General features: G+C 34.5%; 13 protein-coding genes. 7 read left to right on the forward strand and 6 right to left on the reverse strand.

The window, feature by feature from the left end; genetic code table 11:
- Positions 1–417 precede the first annotated feature (417 nt).
- The 3 genes from VB798_RS19625 to VB798_RS19635 all read right to left on the reverse strand — a co-directional run bounded on the left by VB798_RS19625 (position 418) and on the right by VB798_RS19635 (position 6,006).
- Positions 418–1,764 carry a RagB/SusD family nutrient uptake outer membrane protein gene (locus VB798_RS19625; RefSeq protein WP_323688937.1) on the reverse strand — a complete coding sequence of 449 codons (1,347 nt, stop codon included), beginning with the start codon at positions 1,762–1,764 and terminating at the stop codon, positions 418–420.
- A gap of 20 nt (positions 1,765–1,784) precedes the next feature.
- The gene (locus VB798_RS19630) at positions 1,785–4,898 is read right to left on the reverse strand and encodes a SusC/RagA family TonB-linked outer membrane protein (protein WP_323688938.1); all 3,114 of its coding nucleotides are present in this window, start codon (positions 4,896–4,898) and stop codon (positions 1,785–1,787) included.
- Between the two features lie 355 nt (positions 4,899–5,253).
- Positions 5,254–6,006: a patatin-like phospholipase family protein gene (locus VB798_RS19635; RefSeq protein WP_323688939.1), complete on the reverse strand. Its 753-nt coding sequence runs from the start codon at positions 6,004–6,006 to the stop codon at positions 5,254–5,256.
- A gap of 114 nt (positions 6,007–6,120) precedes the next feature.
- Here VB798_RS19635 and VB798_RS19640 point away from each other — a divergent pair, with 114 nt between their 5' ends.
- The 3 genes from VB798_RS19640 to VB798_RS19650 all read left to right on the forward strand — a co-directional run bounded on the left by VB798_RS19640 (position 6,121) and on the right by VB798_RS19650 (position 10,061).
- Positions 6,121–6,966 carry an MBL fold metallo-hydrolase gene (locus VB798_RS19640; RefSeq protein WP_323688940.1) on the forward strand — a complete coding sequence of 282 codons (846 nt, stop codon included), beginning with the start codon at positions 6,121–6,123 and terminating at the stop codon, positions 6,964–6,966.
- A gap of 175 nt (positions 6,967–7,141) precedes the next feature.
- On the forward strand, positions 7,142–7,888 hold the full coding sequence (locus VB798_RS19645) for an FKBP-type peptidyl-prolyl cis-trans isomerase (protein ID WP_323688941.1): 747 nt from the start codon (positions 7,142–7,144) through the stop codon (positions 7,886–7,888).
- 4 nt (positions 7,889–7,892) lie between these two features.
- The gene (locus VB798_RS19650) at positions 7,893–10,061 is read left to right on the forward strand and encodes a carboxy terminal-processing peptidase (RefSeq protein ID WP_323688942.1); all 2,169 of its coding nucleotides are present in this window, start codon (positions 7,893–7,895) and stop codon (positions 10,059–10,061) included.
- A gap of 136 nt (positions 10,062–10,197) precedes the next feature.
- Here VB798_RS19650 and VB798_RS19655 read toward each other — a convergent pair whose 3' ends face one another.
- The gene (locus VB798_RS19655; protein WP_323688943.1) at positions 10,198–10,629 is read right to left on the reverse strand and encodes a GNAT family N-acetyltransferase; all 432 of its coding nucleotides are present in this window, start codon (positions 10,627–10,629) and stop codon (positions 10,198–10,200) included.
- A 12-nt stretch (positions 10,630–10,641) separates the two neighbouring features.
- The gene (locus VB798_RS19660; protein WP_323688944.1) at positions 10,642–12,885 is read right to left on the reverse strand and encodes a beta-N-acetylhexosaminidase; all 2,244 of its coding nucleotides are present in this window, start codon (positions 12,883–12,885) and stop codon (positions 10,642–10,644) included.
- Between the two features lie 409 nt (positions 12,886–13,294).
- On the opposite strand from VB798_RS19660, the gene VB798_RS19665 reads away from it, so the two are divergent.
- Both VB798_RS19665 and coaD read left to right on the forward strand, forming a co-directional pair.
- The gene (locus VB798_RS19665) at positions 13,295–14,161 is read left to right on the forward strand and encodes a DUF3822 family protein (protein WP_323688945.1); all 867 of its coding nucleotides are present in this window, start codon (positions 13,295–13,297) and stop codon (positions 14,159–14,161) included.
- A 50-nt stretch (positions 14,162–14,211) separates the two neighbouring features.
- Positions 14,212–14,670: a pantetheine-phosphate adenylyltransferase gene (gene coaD, locus VB798_RS19670; protein WP_323688946.1), complete on the forward strand. Its 459-nt coding sequence runs from the start codon at positions 14,212–14,214 to the stop codon at positions 14,668–14,670.
- On the opposite strand, the gene VB798_RS19675 is transcribed toward coaD, so the two are convergent.
- On the reverse strand, positions 14,660–15,196 hold the full coding sequence (locus tag VB798_RS19675) for a MarR family winged helix-turn-helix transcriptional regulator (protein WP_323688947.1): 537 nt from the start codon (positions 15,194–15,196) through the stop codon (positions 14,660–14,662). The genes coaD and VB798_RS19675 overlap by 11 nt on opposite strands.
- Positions 15,197–15,469: 273 nt before the next feature.
- On the opposite strand from VB798_RS19675, the gene VB798_RS19680 reads away from it, so the two are divergent.
- Together VB798_RS19680 and VB798_RS19685 are read left to right on the forward strand one after the other, a co-directional pair.
- The gene (locus VB798_RS19680) at positions 15,470–16,507 is read left to right on the forward strand and encodes an HlyD family secretion protein (protein WP_323688948.1); all 1,038 of its coding nucleotides are present in this window, start codon (positions 15,470–15,472) and stop codon (positions 16,505–16,507) included.
- A 144-nt stretch (positions 16,508–16,651) separates the two neighbouring features.
- Positions 16,652–18,235, forward strand: coding sequence for a DHA2 family efflux MFS transporter permease subunit (locus VB798_RS19685; protein ID WP_323688949.1), 1,584 nt, complete (start codon positions 16,652–16,654; stop codon positions 18,233–18,235).
- Positions 18,236–18,267 lie beyond the last annotated feature (32 nt).

The raw sequence follows: 18,267 nt of genomic DNA on the forward strand, positions 1-18,267 counted from the left end.
AATGAAATACATTATTATTCAATTTAAAAAATTGTACTTTACCAATCAAGTAAATATTAAATTTTTTTATAATATCTATCGTAAATGGCTTGTGTTTTGTAATAAAGAACTGATGTTAGAGATTTGGAGAGATTGCATTTATTGTATTTATTAGACTAACGGTAATATTATTGCGATATACGTCATTTTTATACAGATAAATGGAGTTTTTTGAAATTGTAATAAATACTTAGTTTAAATTCCCTAAAAATACTTAAACAAGGATTGTAATTTGATCGTGAATACTCAATTTGTACTTTTTTAATAAATGTAATATTAGGCATTTATAGAATCAAGCTGAGTAGATTTAGAATATAAACAAAAAAACCACCCTGAATTTAGGGTGGTTTTGGGTAAGTTGTAATGATTAACTAATACTCAATAGCCAGAATTCTGTATTAATGACTTATTTGTATCTATTTCTCTTTGTGGAACTGGGAGTACCAATGAATTGGCATTATAGTCAACAGTACCTACTTTTAGTTTATTTCTTTTGATGTCAAGATAATTACTTCCTTCAAATGCTAATTCAAGCCTTCTTTCTTTGATAATATCCGAGAGTGTCAGACTTGAGAGAATATTTGCTTCTGCACGTGTTCTAATTAAATTAATATCAGATAAAGCTGTTGCACCTACTGAAGTACCTAAGCGAAAGTTACATTCTGCTCTGGTTAAATACATTTCTGATAAACGAATAATCGGTAAGTCTGCATATCTATCTGCAAACTTCAAAGTAAATACATTTCTATTAAGAACATTGAAGAATTGACCTCTAGTGTCTTCAGGAGAATATAGCGCTAGATGCTTTGATTGAACACGAATGTCTCCACGTCCTTGGTTAGAGGATGAAGCATAGAATGTATTTAAATCATTAACGCCGTCTTGATCCGTAACAATAATTCTGAAAATTAATTCTTCAGCATTAGCATCATCGTTGAAGGCATCTTCAAAAGTAGGAGCTAGGCTATGTTTTCCTGAAGTAATTACTCTGTTAGCAGCATCACGAGCTAAAGCGTAGTTTCCTTGAGCTAAATATACTCTTGACAATATTGCTGCTGCTGCATTTTTTGTAGCAAATCCAGTATTTGTTAATGAAGAAGGTAGTAGCTGTTCAGCTTTAGTCAAGTCTTCTAATACTTGTGTATAAATCTGAGCTACAGTAGCACGAGTACGGTTATCTTCGGCAGTAATACCACGAGTAGGCGTTAATACTAAAGGAACTGCTAAGTTGGTATTATTATCACCATCTCCCCAAAATTTACCATATAAATTTACCAGTTCAAAGTACAACATTCCTCTAATAAATCTTGCTTGCCCTTCTACAGAAGCACGTTCAGCTTGATCAACTTTATCGATTGCAGACATAACATTGTTCACTCTGTTGATAGTATTATAACTATCCATCCATAAGTTTGTCACATCGGCATTAGTCGTGCTGATTGTTTTTCTCCAAATTTCATCTAAAGTAGTGAAAGTGCCACCGAAGACAACGTCTCTGTCATCTACTAATAATTCTTTAATATACTGGTTACCACCACCAAGTACATTTCCATCACTCAAGCCATCATAAGCACCCACTAAGGTTACTTGCACATCTTTTGATGTATTAAGGGCTGCTAATTCATCGATACTAACTTTGGGTTCAATATCAAGCTCTTTGTCACAAGCTGTAAAAGTGTTTAAAGCTATGCTTGCAATCAATATATTTTTTATTATCTTATTCATATTATTTTCTTCAATTAAGATTAAAAACCAAGATTAATACCAAACGTAATAGTACGAGCCTGAGGTGCTGTGTAAAAGTCATAACCTTGAGCAATATTTGAAACTACGTCATCTGCATTTACTTCAGGATCCCAACCAGTGTATTTAGTTAATGTTGCTAAGTTCTGAGCTGAAACGTACACTCGCATATTATTGATTTTAGCTTTACTTAACACACTTTTTGGAAGATTATAAGCGAATGTAACAGTTCTCAAACGCAAGAAAGAACCATCTTGAATAAATCTGCTAGAAGGTTGGGCACCATTATTATAGAATAAGCGTGCTTCAGGAATATTGGTATTTCTATTATCAACTGTCCAAGCATTTAATTGATCTACAGTTTGATTATCTTCAAAACGACCATTTGCTGAAGAATATCTACCTACACCATAGAAGTTGATTTCATTACCTAATTGACCATTGATAAAAATACTTAAATCAAAACCTTTGTAACTAAATGTATTTGTCATACCACCAGTCCAATCTGGTAATGCTTTTCCTACTACTACTCTTTGCGCTTGTGTGTAAACATTTGTAGTAGAACGATCAATAGAACCGTCTGCATTTTTAGTGTTTTTATACCACAACGCATTTCCGTTGGCTGGGTCTACACCAGCGTATTCAGCAGTAAAGAATGTACCAATAGGTTCACCTTCTACAGCACGGCTCATGTTGTTTAATCCACCTTCAATAATTTGTCCTTGAATGTTTGTCACCTTATTGGCATTTTTGGCAATGTTAATGCTTGTTTTCCATTTGAATTGTCCAACTAGATTATCTGAATTAATTACAAATTCTATCCCTTTGTTTTGTAATTTACCGATGTTTCTAGTTTGAGTCGCAAAGCCTGATGAACCCGGTACGTTAACATTTAATAAAAGATTTGAAGTGTTTTTTTGATAAATATCAACTTCACCAGATAAACGATTATTGAAAAAACCGAAATCAACACCTAAGTCAAATTGGTCTGTAGTTTCCCAACTTAAATCTGGATTAGCTAATTGAATAGGTCTTTGTCCGGGAATAGTTCCATATCCTGCATCACCTGCATATAAACCTCTCTGTGGGAAGTTGATAGTATTCGTAGAAGCACCACTACCATCTGCACCGATTTCAGCGTTACCTGTTCTACCAAAACTTGTACGTACTTTTAAGAAACTAATGCTTTTATTGTTTTTTAAGAATTCTTCTTCAGATACTACCCAGCCTAATGAAGCAGCAGGGAAGAAGCCATATCGTTGGTTCGTACCAAATCTTGAAGAACCATCAATACGTGCACTAACACCTAACAAATAACGATCGTTAAATTTATAGTTTGCCCTTGCAAAATATGATAAGAAACTGAAAGCTGTTTCGGATGAATTACCATCTGTTTTACGTGCTGCCGCAAAGATTGTTTGATATGAATCTGAAGGGAAATCTTGCCCTTCGATGAAATGACGTTTTGTTTCAGATTTTTGGAAAGAGAATCCAAGCGTTGCATCAAAGATATGCTTATCAAATGCTTTGGTATAACCAAGGAAATTGTTTGTATTGAAGTTTTCGACACGTACAGTTCTTGAACGACCTAAGCCACCTGGAACACCAGTATTTCTAGCGGTTAATGAATTATAAAATTGTTCTTCTAATTGGCTCAAGACATCAACACCATACTCTGAACGCAAGAATAAATCTTTTGTAATTTTTAACTGTCCATACACACTACTAATTGTACGATTTACAGTTGTATTATAAAAAGCATTACCAATATTAACAAGAGGATTATAGTAATAAGGAATACTTGCATCGCCAGGAAGCGATCCCGTTGGTAAGCCAGTAGCAGGGTCTGTTGAAGGAGTCATTGGCGGTAATGCCACCATTTGCATTGGGTTATCAAACTGACGGTCACCAGACAAACGTTTGTTCAATGTTCTCGACATCGACATATTAATACCTACTTTGAATCTATCTGTCAAGGCATGTTCTAAGTTCATACGACCAGTTGCTCTTGTCAAGGCGTTTCCAACTAGAATACCTTTTTGGTCTAAATATTGACCAGACATAAAGATAGAAGTCTTTTCAGAACCACTAGTGATATTCATATCATATTGGTTCATAGGAGCATCTTGATAAGCTAAATCACCCCAAGTAGTTGAAGTTTGTTGAGGAGTACCAAAAGTACCTAGACTTTGTGTTACATAGAAATTTTCCATGTAAGAAGTATATGAATCAGGGTCAGCTTGATCTAAGCCATCAATTCTATCAGAATTTGCTGCTGCTTGTCTATAGAATTTAACATACTGTTCTGTATTAAGGAATTGCAATTTTTTGGTTGGTGTACTTGAACCAACTTGGTATCCGAAGTTAACTCTAGTCTGTCCAACTTTACCCTTTTTTGTAGTGATTATGATAACACCATTAGCTCCACGAGCACCATATATTGCAGAAGCAGCAGCATCTTTCAATATATCCATTGACTCAATATCTTGAGGGTTAATATCTGCTAATGGGTTTGTTGAACCAAATTGGAAAGAAAGGTTATTCGTTGTTAATGGAATACCGTCAATCACAAATAATGGCTGTGTGTTTGCAGAAATAGAAGATTGTCCACGGACGTTGATACGAATACCTTGTCCTAGTTTACCACTACCGGCATTAACAAGTACACCCGCTGCTTTTCCTTGAAGAGCTTGGTCGAATGTTGGGACTGGCATATCTGCAATATCAGAAGATTTTATTTTAGCTACATTACCAGTCATGTCTCGTTTGATTTGAGTACCATAACCAACTACCAAAACTTCTTCTAAAGATTTAACATTTTCTTTTAATGAAACATTAATCACTGATTTACTACCTATTTCAATTTCTTGTGAAGTAAAACCAACAAAACTAAAAATTACTGTTTTTTGATTGCTCGAAACGCTCAATGAATAGCTACCACTAGCATCCGTTTGAGTGCCTTTAGAAATCCCTTTTATTTGAACTGTTACACCAGGTAAAGCAGAGCCATCGCTTGCTGAAGTTACCTTTCCTGAAATGCGACGATCCTGAGCAATCATGCTCAAAGAACATCCCAAAAACAGAAGTAGATTGATAAATAATAAACGTTTGTTCATGAAATATTGGGGTTAATTGATTAAAAAAATAGTTTGTGAATTGTACTTTTCTATGTATTTAGTTTTGGGTTTCTTGATTTGTTACAGATTGACGTTTTGAATGGAAAATCTGATTTTGTAAAATTCCTGAAAAAAGGATTGCAAAATGTGTTTTGTAAATACACTTTTTGTGAAAAAATGAAAATTAAGGATGCTAATTTGCTTCATTTTTTGATAAAAATGAAATTTTATGTTTTTTGTGTTGTAATTAAGTAGCAGCGAGGAGAGTTATGCTAAGTTAAAAACACTTTTGGATATTGTCAATATAAAATCTAATAAAAAAATATTTTTTGCATTTTTTTTAGATTAAATTATCTTAAAGTATATTTTCTGGCAAAGATAATGACTTGGCATATTCATAACCAACTTTGAAAATATCATGTGCTTTACGAATATCCTGAGGGTCAAATTTTTTAAGAAGAGGCGGTTCTATCAATAAATCGCACAGGGCTAGGCGACTTTTTGAGTTATTATTAATCGCTAAAAAAAGAGATTTTTGAACCATCGAAGCCATTGATTTTGGTAATTGGTTCATTCCATAAGGGTTACAATGGCTACCAATAATGAAATCGTATTTTCCCTTTAACGGTTCTATGGGCATATTGTTTAAAATTCCTCCATCCAATAAAGTCTGATTGTTCATGATGATAGGCTCAAAAAGTCCTGGAATACAACATGAAGCCATTACTGGTTTGAGTAATTCGCCACTAGAAAAATAAATACTTTCACCCGCATACAGGTTGGTAGCGTTAATGGTAAGCGGAATTTTTAAATGCTCAAATGAATTATGAGGAATGTATTTTAGATAAGCTTCTTCTGCTTTTTTCATATTAAGCAATCCCACTCTGCTCCAAGCAGGTCTTAAAGCTCGCAATGTATTGGTTGAAACTACTATTTCAAAGATTTTATCGGGCGAGTACCCCGCAGAAAACATTGCTCCAGCAATAGCACCAGCGCTACAACCCGAAATCGCCGAAATTGCTACGTTTTTTTCTTGTAAAGCTTTTAATACACCAAGGTGAGCAATACCTCTGGCGCCGCCACCCGAAAGAACTAGACCGATTTTCATAGTTTTAGATTGTTTTTGCTTGATACTCTTTGTAATCCGTTCGTGTAAAATACTTCTCAAAGTAAGCAACTTCTTATAAATTGCAAAGCTTATTGAAACAAAATCATATTAAGAATGAAATTACATAGCATTGATGCGGGGAATTTTAAATTAGATGGTGGAGCAATGTTTGGAGTAGTTCCTAAATCTTTTTGGCAGAAAACTAATCCTGCGGATGAAAATAACCTTTGTTCATGGGCAATGAGGTGTTTATTAATTGAGGATGGAAATCAACTGATTTTGATTGATACTGGGATGGGCGATAAACAAGATGCCAAATGGCAAAGTTATTATTATCGACACGGGGAAGGCGATTTGGTGAAATCTATTCGAGCAAAAGGATATGCTGAAAATGAGGTGACGGATGTTATTTTGAGTCATTTGCATTTTGACCATTGCGGTGGTGCCGTGAAATGGAATGCTGATGGAACCCATTTTGAAATGACTTTCCCCAATGCTCGCTATTGGACTCATTCAGCGCATTTTGAGTCTGCGATTCATCCTAACCAAAGAGAAAAATCTACTTTCTTTAAAGAGAATATCTTGCCGATTCAAGAAGCAGGACAATTGTTTTTTACGGATAAAGTAACAGAAAAACCATTTAGTAATATTGAAATATTGACGGCTGACGGACATACAGAAAAAATGTTAATGCCACTGATTACTTATCAAGAAAAAAAAATACTTTTTATCGCTGATACTGTTCCTTCACAATCACATATTCCTATTCCTTATGTAATGGGCTATGATGTTCGACCGCTACAAACGATGAAAGAAAAAAGTGTTTTGTTGAACCAAGCTGTTGAAAATGACTGGATTTTGTTTTTCGACCATGACCCAACAGTTGAATGTGCCAGTATTAAAATGACAGAAAAAGGCTTTAAAGTAAAGGACAATGGAAGATTGGATGCTTTTCTTTGATTTCTATTTCCCAAAGTGAAATAATTTTGTTGCATCAATTTTCGTTATTAACTTTAAGAAATATAAAAATAAGTTTATTTATATAATTTCTAATTCAAACAAAATATCTTCTGAATTAAGGGCGAATCGTTCGGGAGTATTTTAAAATTTTAAGATTGATTCGTTCCTAAAACAGATGAAATTAAAGAATATCTTACTTTGCTCAAGCGTAGTTTTGACTCCATTTTTTGTAAATGCACAAACTAAACCAACTGCTAAAAAAGTAGCTGTAAAACCTAAAACAACTGCCGTTAAACCAGCTAACACCTCAACACAATCAATTGCTTTGGCTTCTTTAAAAGATTCTGCTAGTTATGGACTAGGAATTTTAGTGGCACAGAATTTTAAGATGCAAAACATTGAAATCAATGCAGAACTTTTGCAAAAGGGTTTCAATGAAGTGATGAAAGGAGCTACCACGCCAATTACAGATATGCAAGCGAATCAGTTACTTCAAAAGTATATGCAAAAAGAACAGTCTAAACAATTTGAACCAAACAGATTAGCAGGCGAGAAGTTCTTGGCAGAAAATAAAAAGAAAGAAGGCGTTGTTACTTTGGCGAGCGGTTTACAGTATCAGATTTTGAAAAAAGGTGATGGACCAATCCCAACAGCGAATGATAAAGTAAAAACTCATTATCACGGAACATTGATTGATGGAACCGTGTTTGATAGTTCAGTAGATAGAGGTGAACCAATTTCATTTCCAGTTACAGGTGTAATTCAAGGCTGGGTAGAAGCGCTTCAATTAATGCCAGTAGGTTCTAAATGGAAATTGTTTGTTCCTTATGAATTAGCGTATGGTACTCGTGGAAGTGGCCCAACAATCAAACCATATTCTACTTTAGTTTTTGAAGTAGAATTGTTGGGTATTGAAAAATAGACTAATGAAAAATAAGATGATGAAATACTTTCTTGCTCTTGTGCCAATTTCGCTGCTTGCGTTTTTTGGCTTACAGTCCTTCTCGCACAATAATAGTGCTCTTTCTGGAGCAGATTATAAATTTGCGGCCGATGATTTACAACCGACTGCTACTCAAAAGAAAGTCGAAAACTTAGTGACAGAGATACTAAGTAATTATCATTATCGCCGTGTGCCTTTGAATGACTCTCTTTCTTCTAAAATCTTCGATAATTATATCAAAGAATTGGATTTCAATAAAATGAATTTCACGGCTGCTGATATTACAGAATTTGAGAAGTTTCGTTTTCAATTGGATGACCAATTAAGAAATGGAGAATTGACTGCCGCTTACCAAATCTATAATGTATTCAGAAACAGAGCCAAAGAGCGTTTTGCTTTTGTAGCTTCTGTGTTATCTAAACCAGTAGATTTTAAGGTTGATGAAACCTACACTCCAGACCGTGAAAAAGCTGCATGGGCAAAATCTAAAGAAGAATTAGATAACATTTGGAGAAAAGCCGTAAAAAGCACTTTACTCGATTGGAAAATTAGCGGAAAAGCAGATACTTCTGCCATCAAAGATTTAAGAGAGCGTTATAAGCGTACCGAAAAGTACTTTGATAAAACCAAGAGTGAGGATGTATTTCAGCAATTTATGAATTCCTTCACTGAAAGTGTTGATCCACATACGACTTATTTTATTCCTAAAACGGCTTCAAGTTTCAATCAAGAAATGGCACAATCTTTTGAAGGAATTGGTGCTACGCTCAGAAACGAAGGCGATTATGTAATGATTGTAGATTGTATCGTAGGTGGACCAGCTTTCAGAAGTAAATTACTGAATCCGAAAGATAGAATTGTTGCTGTAGCTCAGGGCGACGATAAACCTTATCAAGATATTGTAGGTTGGTTTACTGATGATGCTGTTAAGTTAATTAAAGGACCTAAAAACACTGTGGTTCGTTTGAAAATTCTTTCAAGTGATGCGCCAATTGGTTCAGTACCAAAAGAAGTACGTTTAGTTCGTGAGAAAATTAAACTTGAAGACGGAACGGCTAAAAAAGAAGTATTGAATTTTAACCGTGATGGTAGAGAATTCAAATTAGGATTGATTACGATTCCACTTTTTTATCGTGATGCAGAAGGCGCTAGAAATGGCGAACAAGGCTATAAGAGTACCACTGCTGATGTTAAAAAATACTTGAATGAATTGAAAGCTGAAAAAGTGGACGGAGTAATTGTTGACCTTAGAAATAACGGTGGAGGTTTCTTGAACGAAGCTGTTAGTCTAACAGGTTTGTTTATTTCGCAAGGTCCAGTTGTTCAACGTCGCCAGTCAGATGGAGAAATTAGTGTTGAAAATGACAGAGATCCTTCTGTAACTTATGATGGTCCTGTTACTGTATTGGTTAACCGTTTTTCTGCTTCTGCTTCTGAGATTTTCGCAGGTGCTATCCAAGATTACAAACGTGGTTTAGTAATTGGAGAACAGACTTACGGAAAAGGCACAGTTCAAAGTTTAGTTGATTTAGACCGTTTCTTGAAAGGCGAACCAGAAGGAGTAGGGCAATTGAAAATTACGATGGAGAAATTCTATCGTGTTACAGGGAGCAGTACACAACACAAAGGAGTAACGCCTGATATTGAATTTCCTTCGTCTTTCAGTGCTTCTGAATTTGGAGAAAGCTCTCAGCCAAGTGCTTTGCCTTGGGATATGATTGCTTCTACCAAATATTCCCCAACGACTGATGTAAATGAACAAGCGGTTGTTAAATTGAAAGCTTTGTATCAAGATAGATTAAAAACAGATGCTGATTTGAAAAAATTAGTAGCTGATATTAATTATATCAAAAAGGCTAAAGAAAAGAAAACAATCTCTTTACAGGAAGATAAACGACGTAAAGAAATAGAAGATCAAAAGAAGAAAAATTTAGCTGATTTAGGAGATGAGTTGACAAGTGCTACAGAAAAAGAACCTGAAAAAGCACCAACAGATTCGACGAGTATAGCTCAAGCTAAATTGAAAATTTTGAAAGACAGAAGAAGTAAAGATACTTATCTAAAAGAAAGCGAGAGAATTTTAACAGATTTCATTATGTTGAATCCAGCGACTTCTCAGGTAAAGCTTACTAATGTTGATAAGAAAAAGTAAATTTTTGTTTTTTGAAAGCAGTTTAAAAAATCCACTCATATTCTGAGTGGATTTTTTGTTTTATTTGATGAGGAAATACTAAAGGTCTCAAATTTGCTTTGGACGTTTCAAAAGTAATGTGTTTGACGAACAACTTCTATACACCTTCCCTAAGCTCAAAAAGAATAAAAGTGCCATTGGTTGTTGCCCCTTTTCCTTTTTCTTCAAATCCTTTTCTTTGATAGAATTCTACTGCTTTGGTATTATTGGACAAACATTTCAATTTGATAGGTAAGCCAAATTTATCAATGACAGCTTTTATTAATACTGTTCCAATTCCTTGATTTTGGTGTTTTTCGTCAATAAATAAATGATGAATAAAGTTATCTTCTTCCCAAACAGTAATAAATCCAACGATTTTGTTATCTTCTTTAGCTACAAGTACAAACTCTCCTGCTGTTTCTTTGTCAAAATCAGCAATGGAAAATAAAGAAGTATTTAGCCAAGTAAAAGTGTTTATTCTTTCTTGAAGAAATAATGTTCTTAAAGCTGGTAAATCTGTTGGTTTACTTTCTGTAATGAGTATCATCTTCTAAATATCTTACTCCACCACAATCTCATCCACAAACAACCAAGGTTTATCGCCTGCACCTGTTGTATTGGCTGGAATTGTACCGAATGAATGGGCAATGATTTTGATAAATCTTAATGATTGTTGATTGAACGTTACTGGTAATGTAACAACACCTTCTTGTTGAGGAACGCTTACTTTTTGAGAAGTTATCTTTGTGAAATTTACGCCATCTTTTGAACCTAAAATTTCTACTTCAGAAGGTATCCAAATCCAACTTGATGGTTTATGAAAGAAACGGAATGTTGCTTTTTGAATGGAAATTTCTTTGCCAAAATCTAAAGTGCCTCCAAAGTCTAAACCATTCCAACCCAACCATTCTTCGTCGCCAAATCTGCTTTCTCCGCCAAACATACCGTTGGTTAAAGCTTTTGCTCCGCCACGATTATAGCGTTGGTCGGCAGGAGTATCTAAATTAATTACTTTTCCTGTGGCTTTATTATAAGTTATTCTTCTTGTGATTTCATCGACTAATTTTCCTTTCATTACGGTAGAAGCCTTTACCGTACTACTTTCACGAATAGCAATTGGGCTTTTGTATTGAGCAGATGCTAAAGTCGGACTTGTTCCATCTAAAGTATAATAAATAGGAGCGTTGCCATTGTCACAATTGAAAGCTAATTGAATGGCATTATCTGCCGTGGTTGACATGCTCGTTTTTATTTCATAAAAATGTTTGGCATAATTTACTTGTCGATAATCCATACGATTCAAATAACTGCTCAAACGGTTTAAGAAATGGTCATAATTTCTTGATTCTTTCGTTGACCAATCTACTTCTGCTAAAGCGACTGCTCTAGGAAAAGTCATGTATTCCACATGTGAACCCACAGGTACTTGTTCTGTCCACAGATTTGCTTGTCCACCTAAAATATACTTTTCTTCTTCCTTTGTTAATCCTTCTGGAATAGGTTCAAAACTATAAATTTTAGGCAAATTAATAAAACCACTAAAAGCCAAAGGTTCGTTTGGGTCTTCGGATTGATAATAATCTAAGTAGCAATGCGAAGTAGGAGAAATGATAGCTTGATGTTTTAATTTGGCAGCCGTTCCGCCACTTTCAATACTTCTCCAAGCCATTACGGTTGCGTTGGGTGCTAAACCTCCATCCAGAATTTCATCCCAACCAATAATTTGTCTGCCTTTTTGATTGACGTGTTGTTCGATACTTTTGATAAAATCACTTTGTAGCTCATCAATACTTTTCAAGCCTTTTTCTTGAATTCTTTTCTGACAATTCGGGCATTTATGCCAAGCAGTTTTTGAGGCTTCATCACCGCCGATATGAATGTATTTACTTGGGAAAATCTCCATTACTTCATCCAAAATATCATTGACAAAAGCAATAGATTCATCTTTCGGACAAAGTTCTCCTTGAAACAACAATTGTTTTCCTGTGCTATCTAAACAGGCATATTGCGGATAAGCCACCAAAGCAGCGTTTGAATGTGCAGGAACATCAATTTCTGGGATAATCGTAATGAATCTTTCAGCAGCATATTTTACGATGTCTCGCATTTCAGCTTGTGAATAAAAACCTTCATTGGTTGGCCATTGAGGTGATTTTGCAGTATGTAATAAAGGATATTTTTTACTTTCAAAACGAAAAGCTTGTCCGTCGGTAAGATGCCAATGAAAACGGTTGAGTTTTAAAGCTGCCAGTTCATCCAAGTACTTTTTTATAAAATCTACTGGCATAAAATGACGAGAAACATCCAACATGATACCTCTGTAAGGAAATCTTGGAGCATCTTCAATCGTCAGAGCTTGAAGTTTACAGTCTATTTTTGAAGAGAAAGTACTCTTTTCAATTTCAGGAGGCATTAATTGTAAAATACTTTGTACGGCATAAAATACACCAGAAGGATTGGCTGCTTTGATACTAACTTTTGAAGGAGAAATCTTTAAGAGATAAGCTTCTGGATTTGTAAGATTTTTATCCAATTCAATCACAATGCAATTTGCTTTGCTGATTTTTGTTTGAAAACTAAGATTAATACCTGCTGATTTTTGTAATTTCTCTTGGAGAGGTTTTAAAGCATTTTTTGTTTCAGCATTGTTCGTAAGGTTGATAATTTTTGTTTCTTTGTTGATTCGGAAGAAACCTTGCTCTAGGCTAAGATGCTTTGGTAATGGAATAATATTGACTTGTGCTTGCGCAAATACTTTGCTAAGCGAACAAAGACAAAGAAGTAAAAGAATGATACGATTCATTTTAAATTGGATTGAAGTATTTTAAAATTGATACTTGTGGATAATTGACAAAGAGTATTCTAAATATTAAAAAAGCTTAACAATTATGATTAATACATTTCTCTGGCGTAAGCATTTTACGAAATTCCGCTGTTTGAGCGGAGCGAGTTTCGGAATTTCTTGACTTTCTTTTGTTACTTTTCTTTTGTCAAGAAAAGAAAAGTAAAGTCTTTCGAAAGGAAATATTAGTTTTGATGAGTAATCATTAAACTAAGTTAAATTTTAAAACATACTCTTAATTGAGAAGTAGAAATTTATAAAAAAATACTTATTAAAACTTGTCAACATTAAAATGAATGGCTTCTGAGGATAATCTTTAATTAATGAAGATAGAATCGTATTTTTGTAAACATATTTTAATTAATTCCTTTTGAAAACAGATACTTTACATATTTTACCGAAAGTGAAATTCATTTCTCCATATTTTGATGCTAAGAAAATCACTCAGTATCAACTTAGTATAGCGTTGTCGGAGACGTATTTTCATTATTGGGTAAAAGATTCGCTTGATAATTCACTGCTTGCTTTAGAAAGTTATCAATTGCCCGTTGAACCACATTGCCATTCGATAGTTGCCAATTTAGAAATCATTTTTGCAGAACACGATTATTTGAAATCTTTGAAATGGAAAAACGTTTATATTTCAATTGATAATCATTCGTTCACATTGTTGCCTTTGTCATTGTTTAGAAAAGAATACACGAATAAGTATTTACAATTGGCAAAAGGGAAAATAATTGAAACAGACGAAGAAGTAAGAGTAAAAACACATGCTGATTTAGGTATTATTAATATTTACAGTAGCGAGCGACAATTGTTCAATTGGTTTGAAGAAGTTTATCCACTTTTAGACATAGAATATCAGCATTTTGCTAGCCAGTTGATTGATTTTGCAGTACGTTCTAGTAAAGCACAAACGGCTTTTCTACATTTTGGAAAAGATAGTTTTACGATGGTCATTTCGATTAATGGGACATTGAAGTTTTGTAATCGTTTTCATTATAAAACATCAGAAGATTTAGTTTACTACGTACTTTTTGTAATGAGTGAACTAGAAATTGAGCCAGACGAAATATTTATTAGATTGTATGGAAATGTTGATGCTGAATCGGTTGATTATTTATTGCTAAATCAGTACTTGCCTAAAGTGAAAATTGGAGATATAATTCATGAAAATCTGTTAGAAAATCAAATAGAAGAACATCGTTATATTGGAATATTTAGTGTTGAGTTTTAAGTATTAACAATTCAGCATTTGTAATTAGAAAAATAAAAACAAACAAGATCGTGCAGAAAAAAATCGCATTCTTCCCTGGTTCATTTGACCCTTTCACGAAAGGGCATGAAGATATTGTTGTAAGAGCATTGTCGTTGTTTGATGAAATTATCATCGGAATTGGGCATAATAGCAGTAAAGCTCGCTATTTTCCAATCGAAAAAATGATTACTTGGATAGAAGAAACTTTTGAAGGAAAACCCGTAAAAGTTGTTGCTTATAATAATCTTACGGCGAATGTGGCGGTAGAAATGGGTGCTAATTTCTTGTTAAGAGGACTCAGAAATACAACAGATTTTGAATACGAAAACTCTATTGCACAAGTAAATCGCTTTTTGGTGGATGGTTTAGAAACCGTTTTTCTAATTACTTCTCCACATTTAGCACCCATTAGTTCAACTATTATTCGTGATTTGTACCGTTACGGAACCAATATTGATACTTTTTTACCTTATAATATTAATACTTAGCAGGAGTCGGTTTTGCAAGATTAAGATTTAGCACTGCTTTATCGCTGATACAAGTGCTATTCAATTCATAATAAGTCGTAATTTTAGATAAAAGGTCAATCAATTGTTCAAGTTGTTCTCGACCAATTACATCCGTAAAAGTCATTTCTATTTTTTGGGTACATTCTTTCCAGTCGAGCATCGTATTCACGCCTTTATCACTGAGTTTTACAATCAGTGTTCTGGCATCGTTTGGATGTTTTTCGATGGTTACATAACCTTCATCTTGTAATTCTTTTACTAGCTTACTCATTGCTTGTTTCGTAACACCTGCCAAATGAGCTAAATTATTGATGTTAGAACCTTCTAAATCAATATGAATTAGGGCAACCATGTGTCCTACTCTAAAATTAGTATATCCTTTTGCCTGTAAAAATTCACTGGCAATTTCACGAACAAATCTTTGTGTTTTAGAAACTAAGCGACCGATATGGCGGTCTTTATCTTGTTTAAAAAGATAAAGTTCCGATAATTTATCCTCATTCATGGCTTTTTATGCAACACGATTTCAACGTGTTGTTGATTTTTATAAGTCTTTAATATTGTTTGTATGGATTTAGGAGAATTGAATCTACTAAATTTTATACAAAGATAACATAAAAAAAATAATTGTCAATATACTTGACTAATTTAGTAAACTTAGTTTACCTTTGTGTCGTCAAAAGATTTTATTGCCTGATTCTCACGGGCTTTTTACTCAAGAAAATCATTTTATTCAACGACTTAATCAATCATTATTACCTTAAAAATTATTAAAAGGATGGAAAATCAAAATCCAATTAAAACTTATCTTCCTCGAATAATACTATTTTGTGTTTTAGCAGTAGGTTTATATTTAGGTTATAGTAAATACCAATATGCACAAGCGCATGAGGATACAGACAATGCACAAGTAGAAACTTATTTTGTGCCAGTATTACCAAGAATGGCAGGTTATGTAAAGGCTGTCAATGTAAAAGATTATGATGTAGTGAAAAAAGACGAGTTAATCTTAGAGATTGATTCAGACGAAGCAAAACTAGCTTTAGACGAAATGGAAGCTGATTTATTGCAAGCACAAACAGATGTTGAAAATGCGAAAGCAAACATTTCAAATTTGTCGATGACGGTTAAATCAAACGAAGCGAATCTGAAAGCTAATTATTTACGCAAAGAAAAAGCTAGAAAAGATGCAGACCGAGATGCAGCTTTGGTTTCGGAAAATGCCATTACTCGTAAACAAGGCGATGATAGTAAATCTGCTTATGAAGTCTTGTCTGCACAGTACGAAGCGGGTTTGGCGGATATTTCTGCGGTGAAATCAAGAATGCCAATTCTTCAAGCGGCATTACACAAAGCTGAAGCTACTTTGGCAGTGAAAAAAGTGAAAATTGAACAACAAAAATTGAAACTTACTTATTCAAAAGTATATGCTCCAACTTCTGGAAGAATCGGAAAGAAAAGCGTAGAAGCAGGTCAATTTATTCAAGCTGGACAACCTTTGATGACCATCGTACAAGACACTACTTTCTGGGTAGTAGCAAATTTCAAAGAAACACAAGTAAGTCGTTTGAAAATTGGTGGTGAAGCAGAATTAAAATTAGATGCTTATCCAAACAGAATTTTAAAGGGAAAAATTATTTCAATTGCAGAATCTACAGGTGCAAAAACATCTTTATTACCTCCTGATAATGCTTCTGGAAACTTTGTAAAAGTAACGCAACGTGTACCAGTGAAAATTGAAATTCATGATTTAGAAAAAAACAAGGATATTCTAAGAGCTGGTCTTTCATTGGAAGTAAGTGTTGATGTAAAATAATAGTGATGGAGTGAATGAGTGAGTTAGTGAATTGTGAATTAGTGATTTTAATTTATCTAAACTAATTCAATCAAAGCTGAAATAATCACTAAATCACTCATTCACTAACTCACAACTAACTGACTCACAAATAAAAAAAGAGACATGGCTGCTAAAACAGGATTTGCAAAATATATAATCGTTATCACGACGGTTACGGCAGCAATCATGGAATTGCTCGATACCACCATCGTGAACGTGGCACTCAATCAAATGGCGGGTTCTTTGGGCTCAACGATTGAAGATGTTGCTTGGGTGATTACTTCTTACGCCATTGCCAACGTAATCATCATTCCCATGACGGGATTTTTAGGAGAGTATTTCGGTAGAAAAACCTATTACCTTACTTCAATGGTACTTTTTGGAGTAGCTTCCTATTTTTGTGGTGCTTCTGATGGTTTATGGGAATTAGTTTTCTGGCGTTTTATTCAAGGAATTGGTGGCGGAGCATTACTTTCTACGTCGCAAGCAATTTTATTTGATGCCTTCGACCCAAAAGATAGAGGAATAGCTTCTGGACTTTTTGGGATGGGGATTGTACTTGGACCAACATTAGGACCAGCTTTAGGCGGTTATATTCTTGAAACGTATAACTGGTCACAAATTTTTTATGTAAATATTCCGATTTGTGCGCTTGCTACGGTTTTAACACTGATTTATATTGATAGAAAAGAAGGAGAAGGCGAGCGGAAACAAGAAATTAAAATTGATTATATCGGAATTTTACTGCTCATTATCGGTATTGGTGCATTACAATTTGTATTAGAAAAAGGAGAATCGGAAGACTGGTTTGAATCAAGAATGATTGTTACCGTTAGTTTGATGGCAGCTGTTGGTATCATCGGTTTTGTTTGGCATGAACTCCACACCGAACATCCAGTAGTGAATTTAGGCATTTTTAAATATAGAATTTTTGCTTTTTCTACGATGTTCAATTTGGTTTCAGGTTTAGGTTTGTTTACTTCTGCTTTTGTGTATCCAGTTTTGGTACAAAGAGTAAACGGTTTTACGCCACTTGAAGCTGGGATTTCATTAGTCGCACCAACGATGGCAGCCGTAATTCTTTTTCCAATAATTGGTAAAAGAATGGGAGCAGGCGCTTCGCCAATTCCTTTTATGATTGCAGGAATTTGCTTTTTTGTCTTCTTCGGTTTTTACAGTGGAACAGCTACGCCAGACATGGGCAAATGGGATTTTTTCCCGATGCAAATTTGTAGAACCATCGGTATTTCATTATTACAATTACCACTCATCAATCAAGCTGTAGCAGGTTTAAAGCCGAAGGAATATCCAGCAGGCATTGCACTTTCGAACATGATTCGTCAACTAGGTGGTGCTTTTGGAATTGCTTTGGCTAACAACTTTGCTACGAATCGTGCGGCGCAACACCGTTCAGATTTAATGGCAAATATGAGTACCGATAACCCACTTTTCAATGAAAGAGTAGCCAATGCCACCAAAAATATGATAGCATCAACAGGCGATACTTTCAATGCTGCCGCAATGGCATATAAACAATTAGAAGTTGCGGTAGCTCGTCAGGCGTATTACTTGGCTTATTTAGATACTTTTAGATTGATTTCCATCTTCTTTATTTGCTTACTTCCTTTTGTGTTTTTACTAAGAACCAAGAAGTTGTCGCCAGAAGAAGCCGCTGCTATGGCAAAAGCTGCTGCGGAAAGTCATTAATATTTTGGAGTTGAGGTTTCGGGTTGTGGAAT

It is taken from the genome of Arcicella lustrica (genome assembly GCF_034930985.1).
Taxonomy (GTDB): Bacteria; Bacteroidota; Bacteroidia; order Cytophagales; family Spirosomataceae; genus Arcicella; species Arcicella lustrica.

What these genes read in the sequence shown, in the direction of transcription:
- VB798_RS19680 (WP_323688948.1), top strand. Translation starts at nt 15,470, where the DNA reads ATGGAAAATCAAAATCCAATTAAAACTTATCTTCCTCGAATAATACTA.
- VB798_RS19645 (WP_323688941.1), top strand. Translation starts at nt 7,142, where the DNA reads ATGAAATTAAAGAATATCTTACTTTGCTCAAGCGTAGTTTTGACTCCA.
- VB798_RS19660 (WP_323688944.1), bottom strand. Translation starts at nt 12,885, where the DNA reads ATGAATCGTATCATTCTTTTACTTCTTTGTCTTTGTTCGCTTAGCAAA.
- VB798_RS19630 (WP_323688938.1), bottom strand. Translation starts at nt 4,898, where the DNA reads ATGAACAAACGTTTATTATTTATCAATCTACTTCTGTTTTTGGGATGT.
- VB798_RS19640 (WP_323688940.1), top strand. Translation starts at nt 6,121, where the DNA reads ATGAAATTACATAGCATTGATGCGGGGAATTTTAAATTAGATGGTGGA.
- VB798_RS19685 (WP_323688949.1), top strand. Translation starts at nt 16,652, where the DNA reads ATGGCTGCTAAAACAGGATTTGCAAAATATATAATCGTTATCACGACG.
- VB798_RS19655 (WP_323688943.1), bottom strand. Translation starts at nt 10,629, where the DNA reads ATGATACTCATTACAGAAAGTAAACCAACAGATTTACCAGCTTTAAGA.
- VB798_RS19650 (WP_323688942.1), top strand. Translation starts at nt 7,893, where the DNA reads ATGAAAAATAAGATGATGAAATACTTTCTTGCTCTTGTGCCAATTTCG.
- VB798_RS19675 (WP_323688947.1), bottom strand. Translation starts at nt 15,196, where the DNA reads ATGAATGAGGATAAATTATCGGAACTTTATCTTTTTAAACAAGATAAA.
- VB798_RS19635 (WP_323688939.1), bottom strand. Translation starts at nt 6,006, where the DNA reads ATGAAAATCGGTCTAGTTCTTTCGGGTGGCGGCGCCAGAGGTATTGCT.
- VB798_RS19625 (WP_323688937.1), bottom strand. Translation starts at nt 1,764, where the DNA reads ATGAATAAGATAATAAAAAATATATTGATTGCAAGCATAGCTTTAAAC.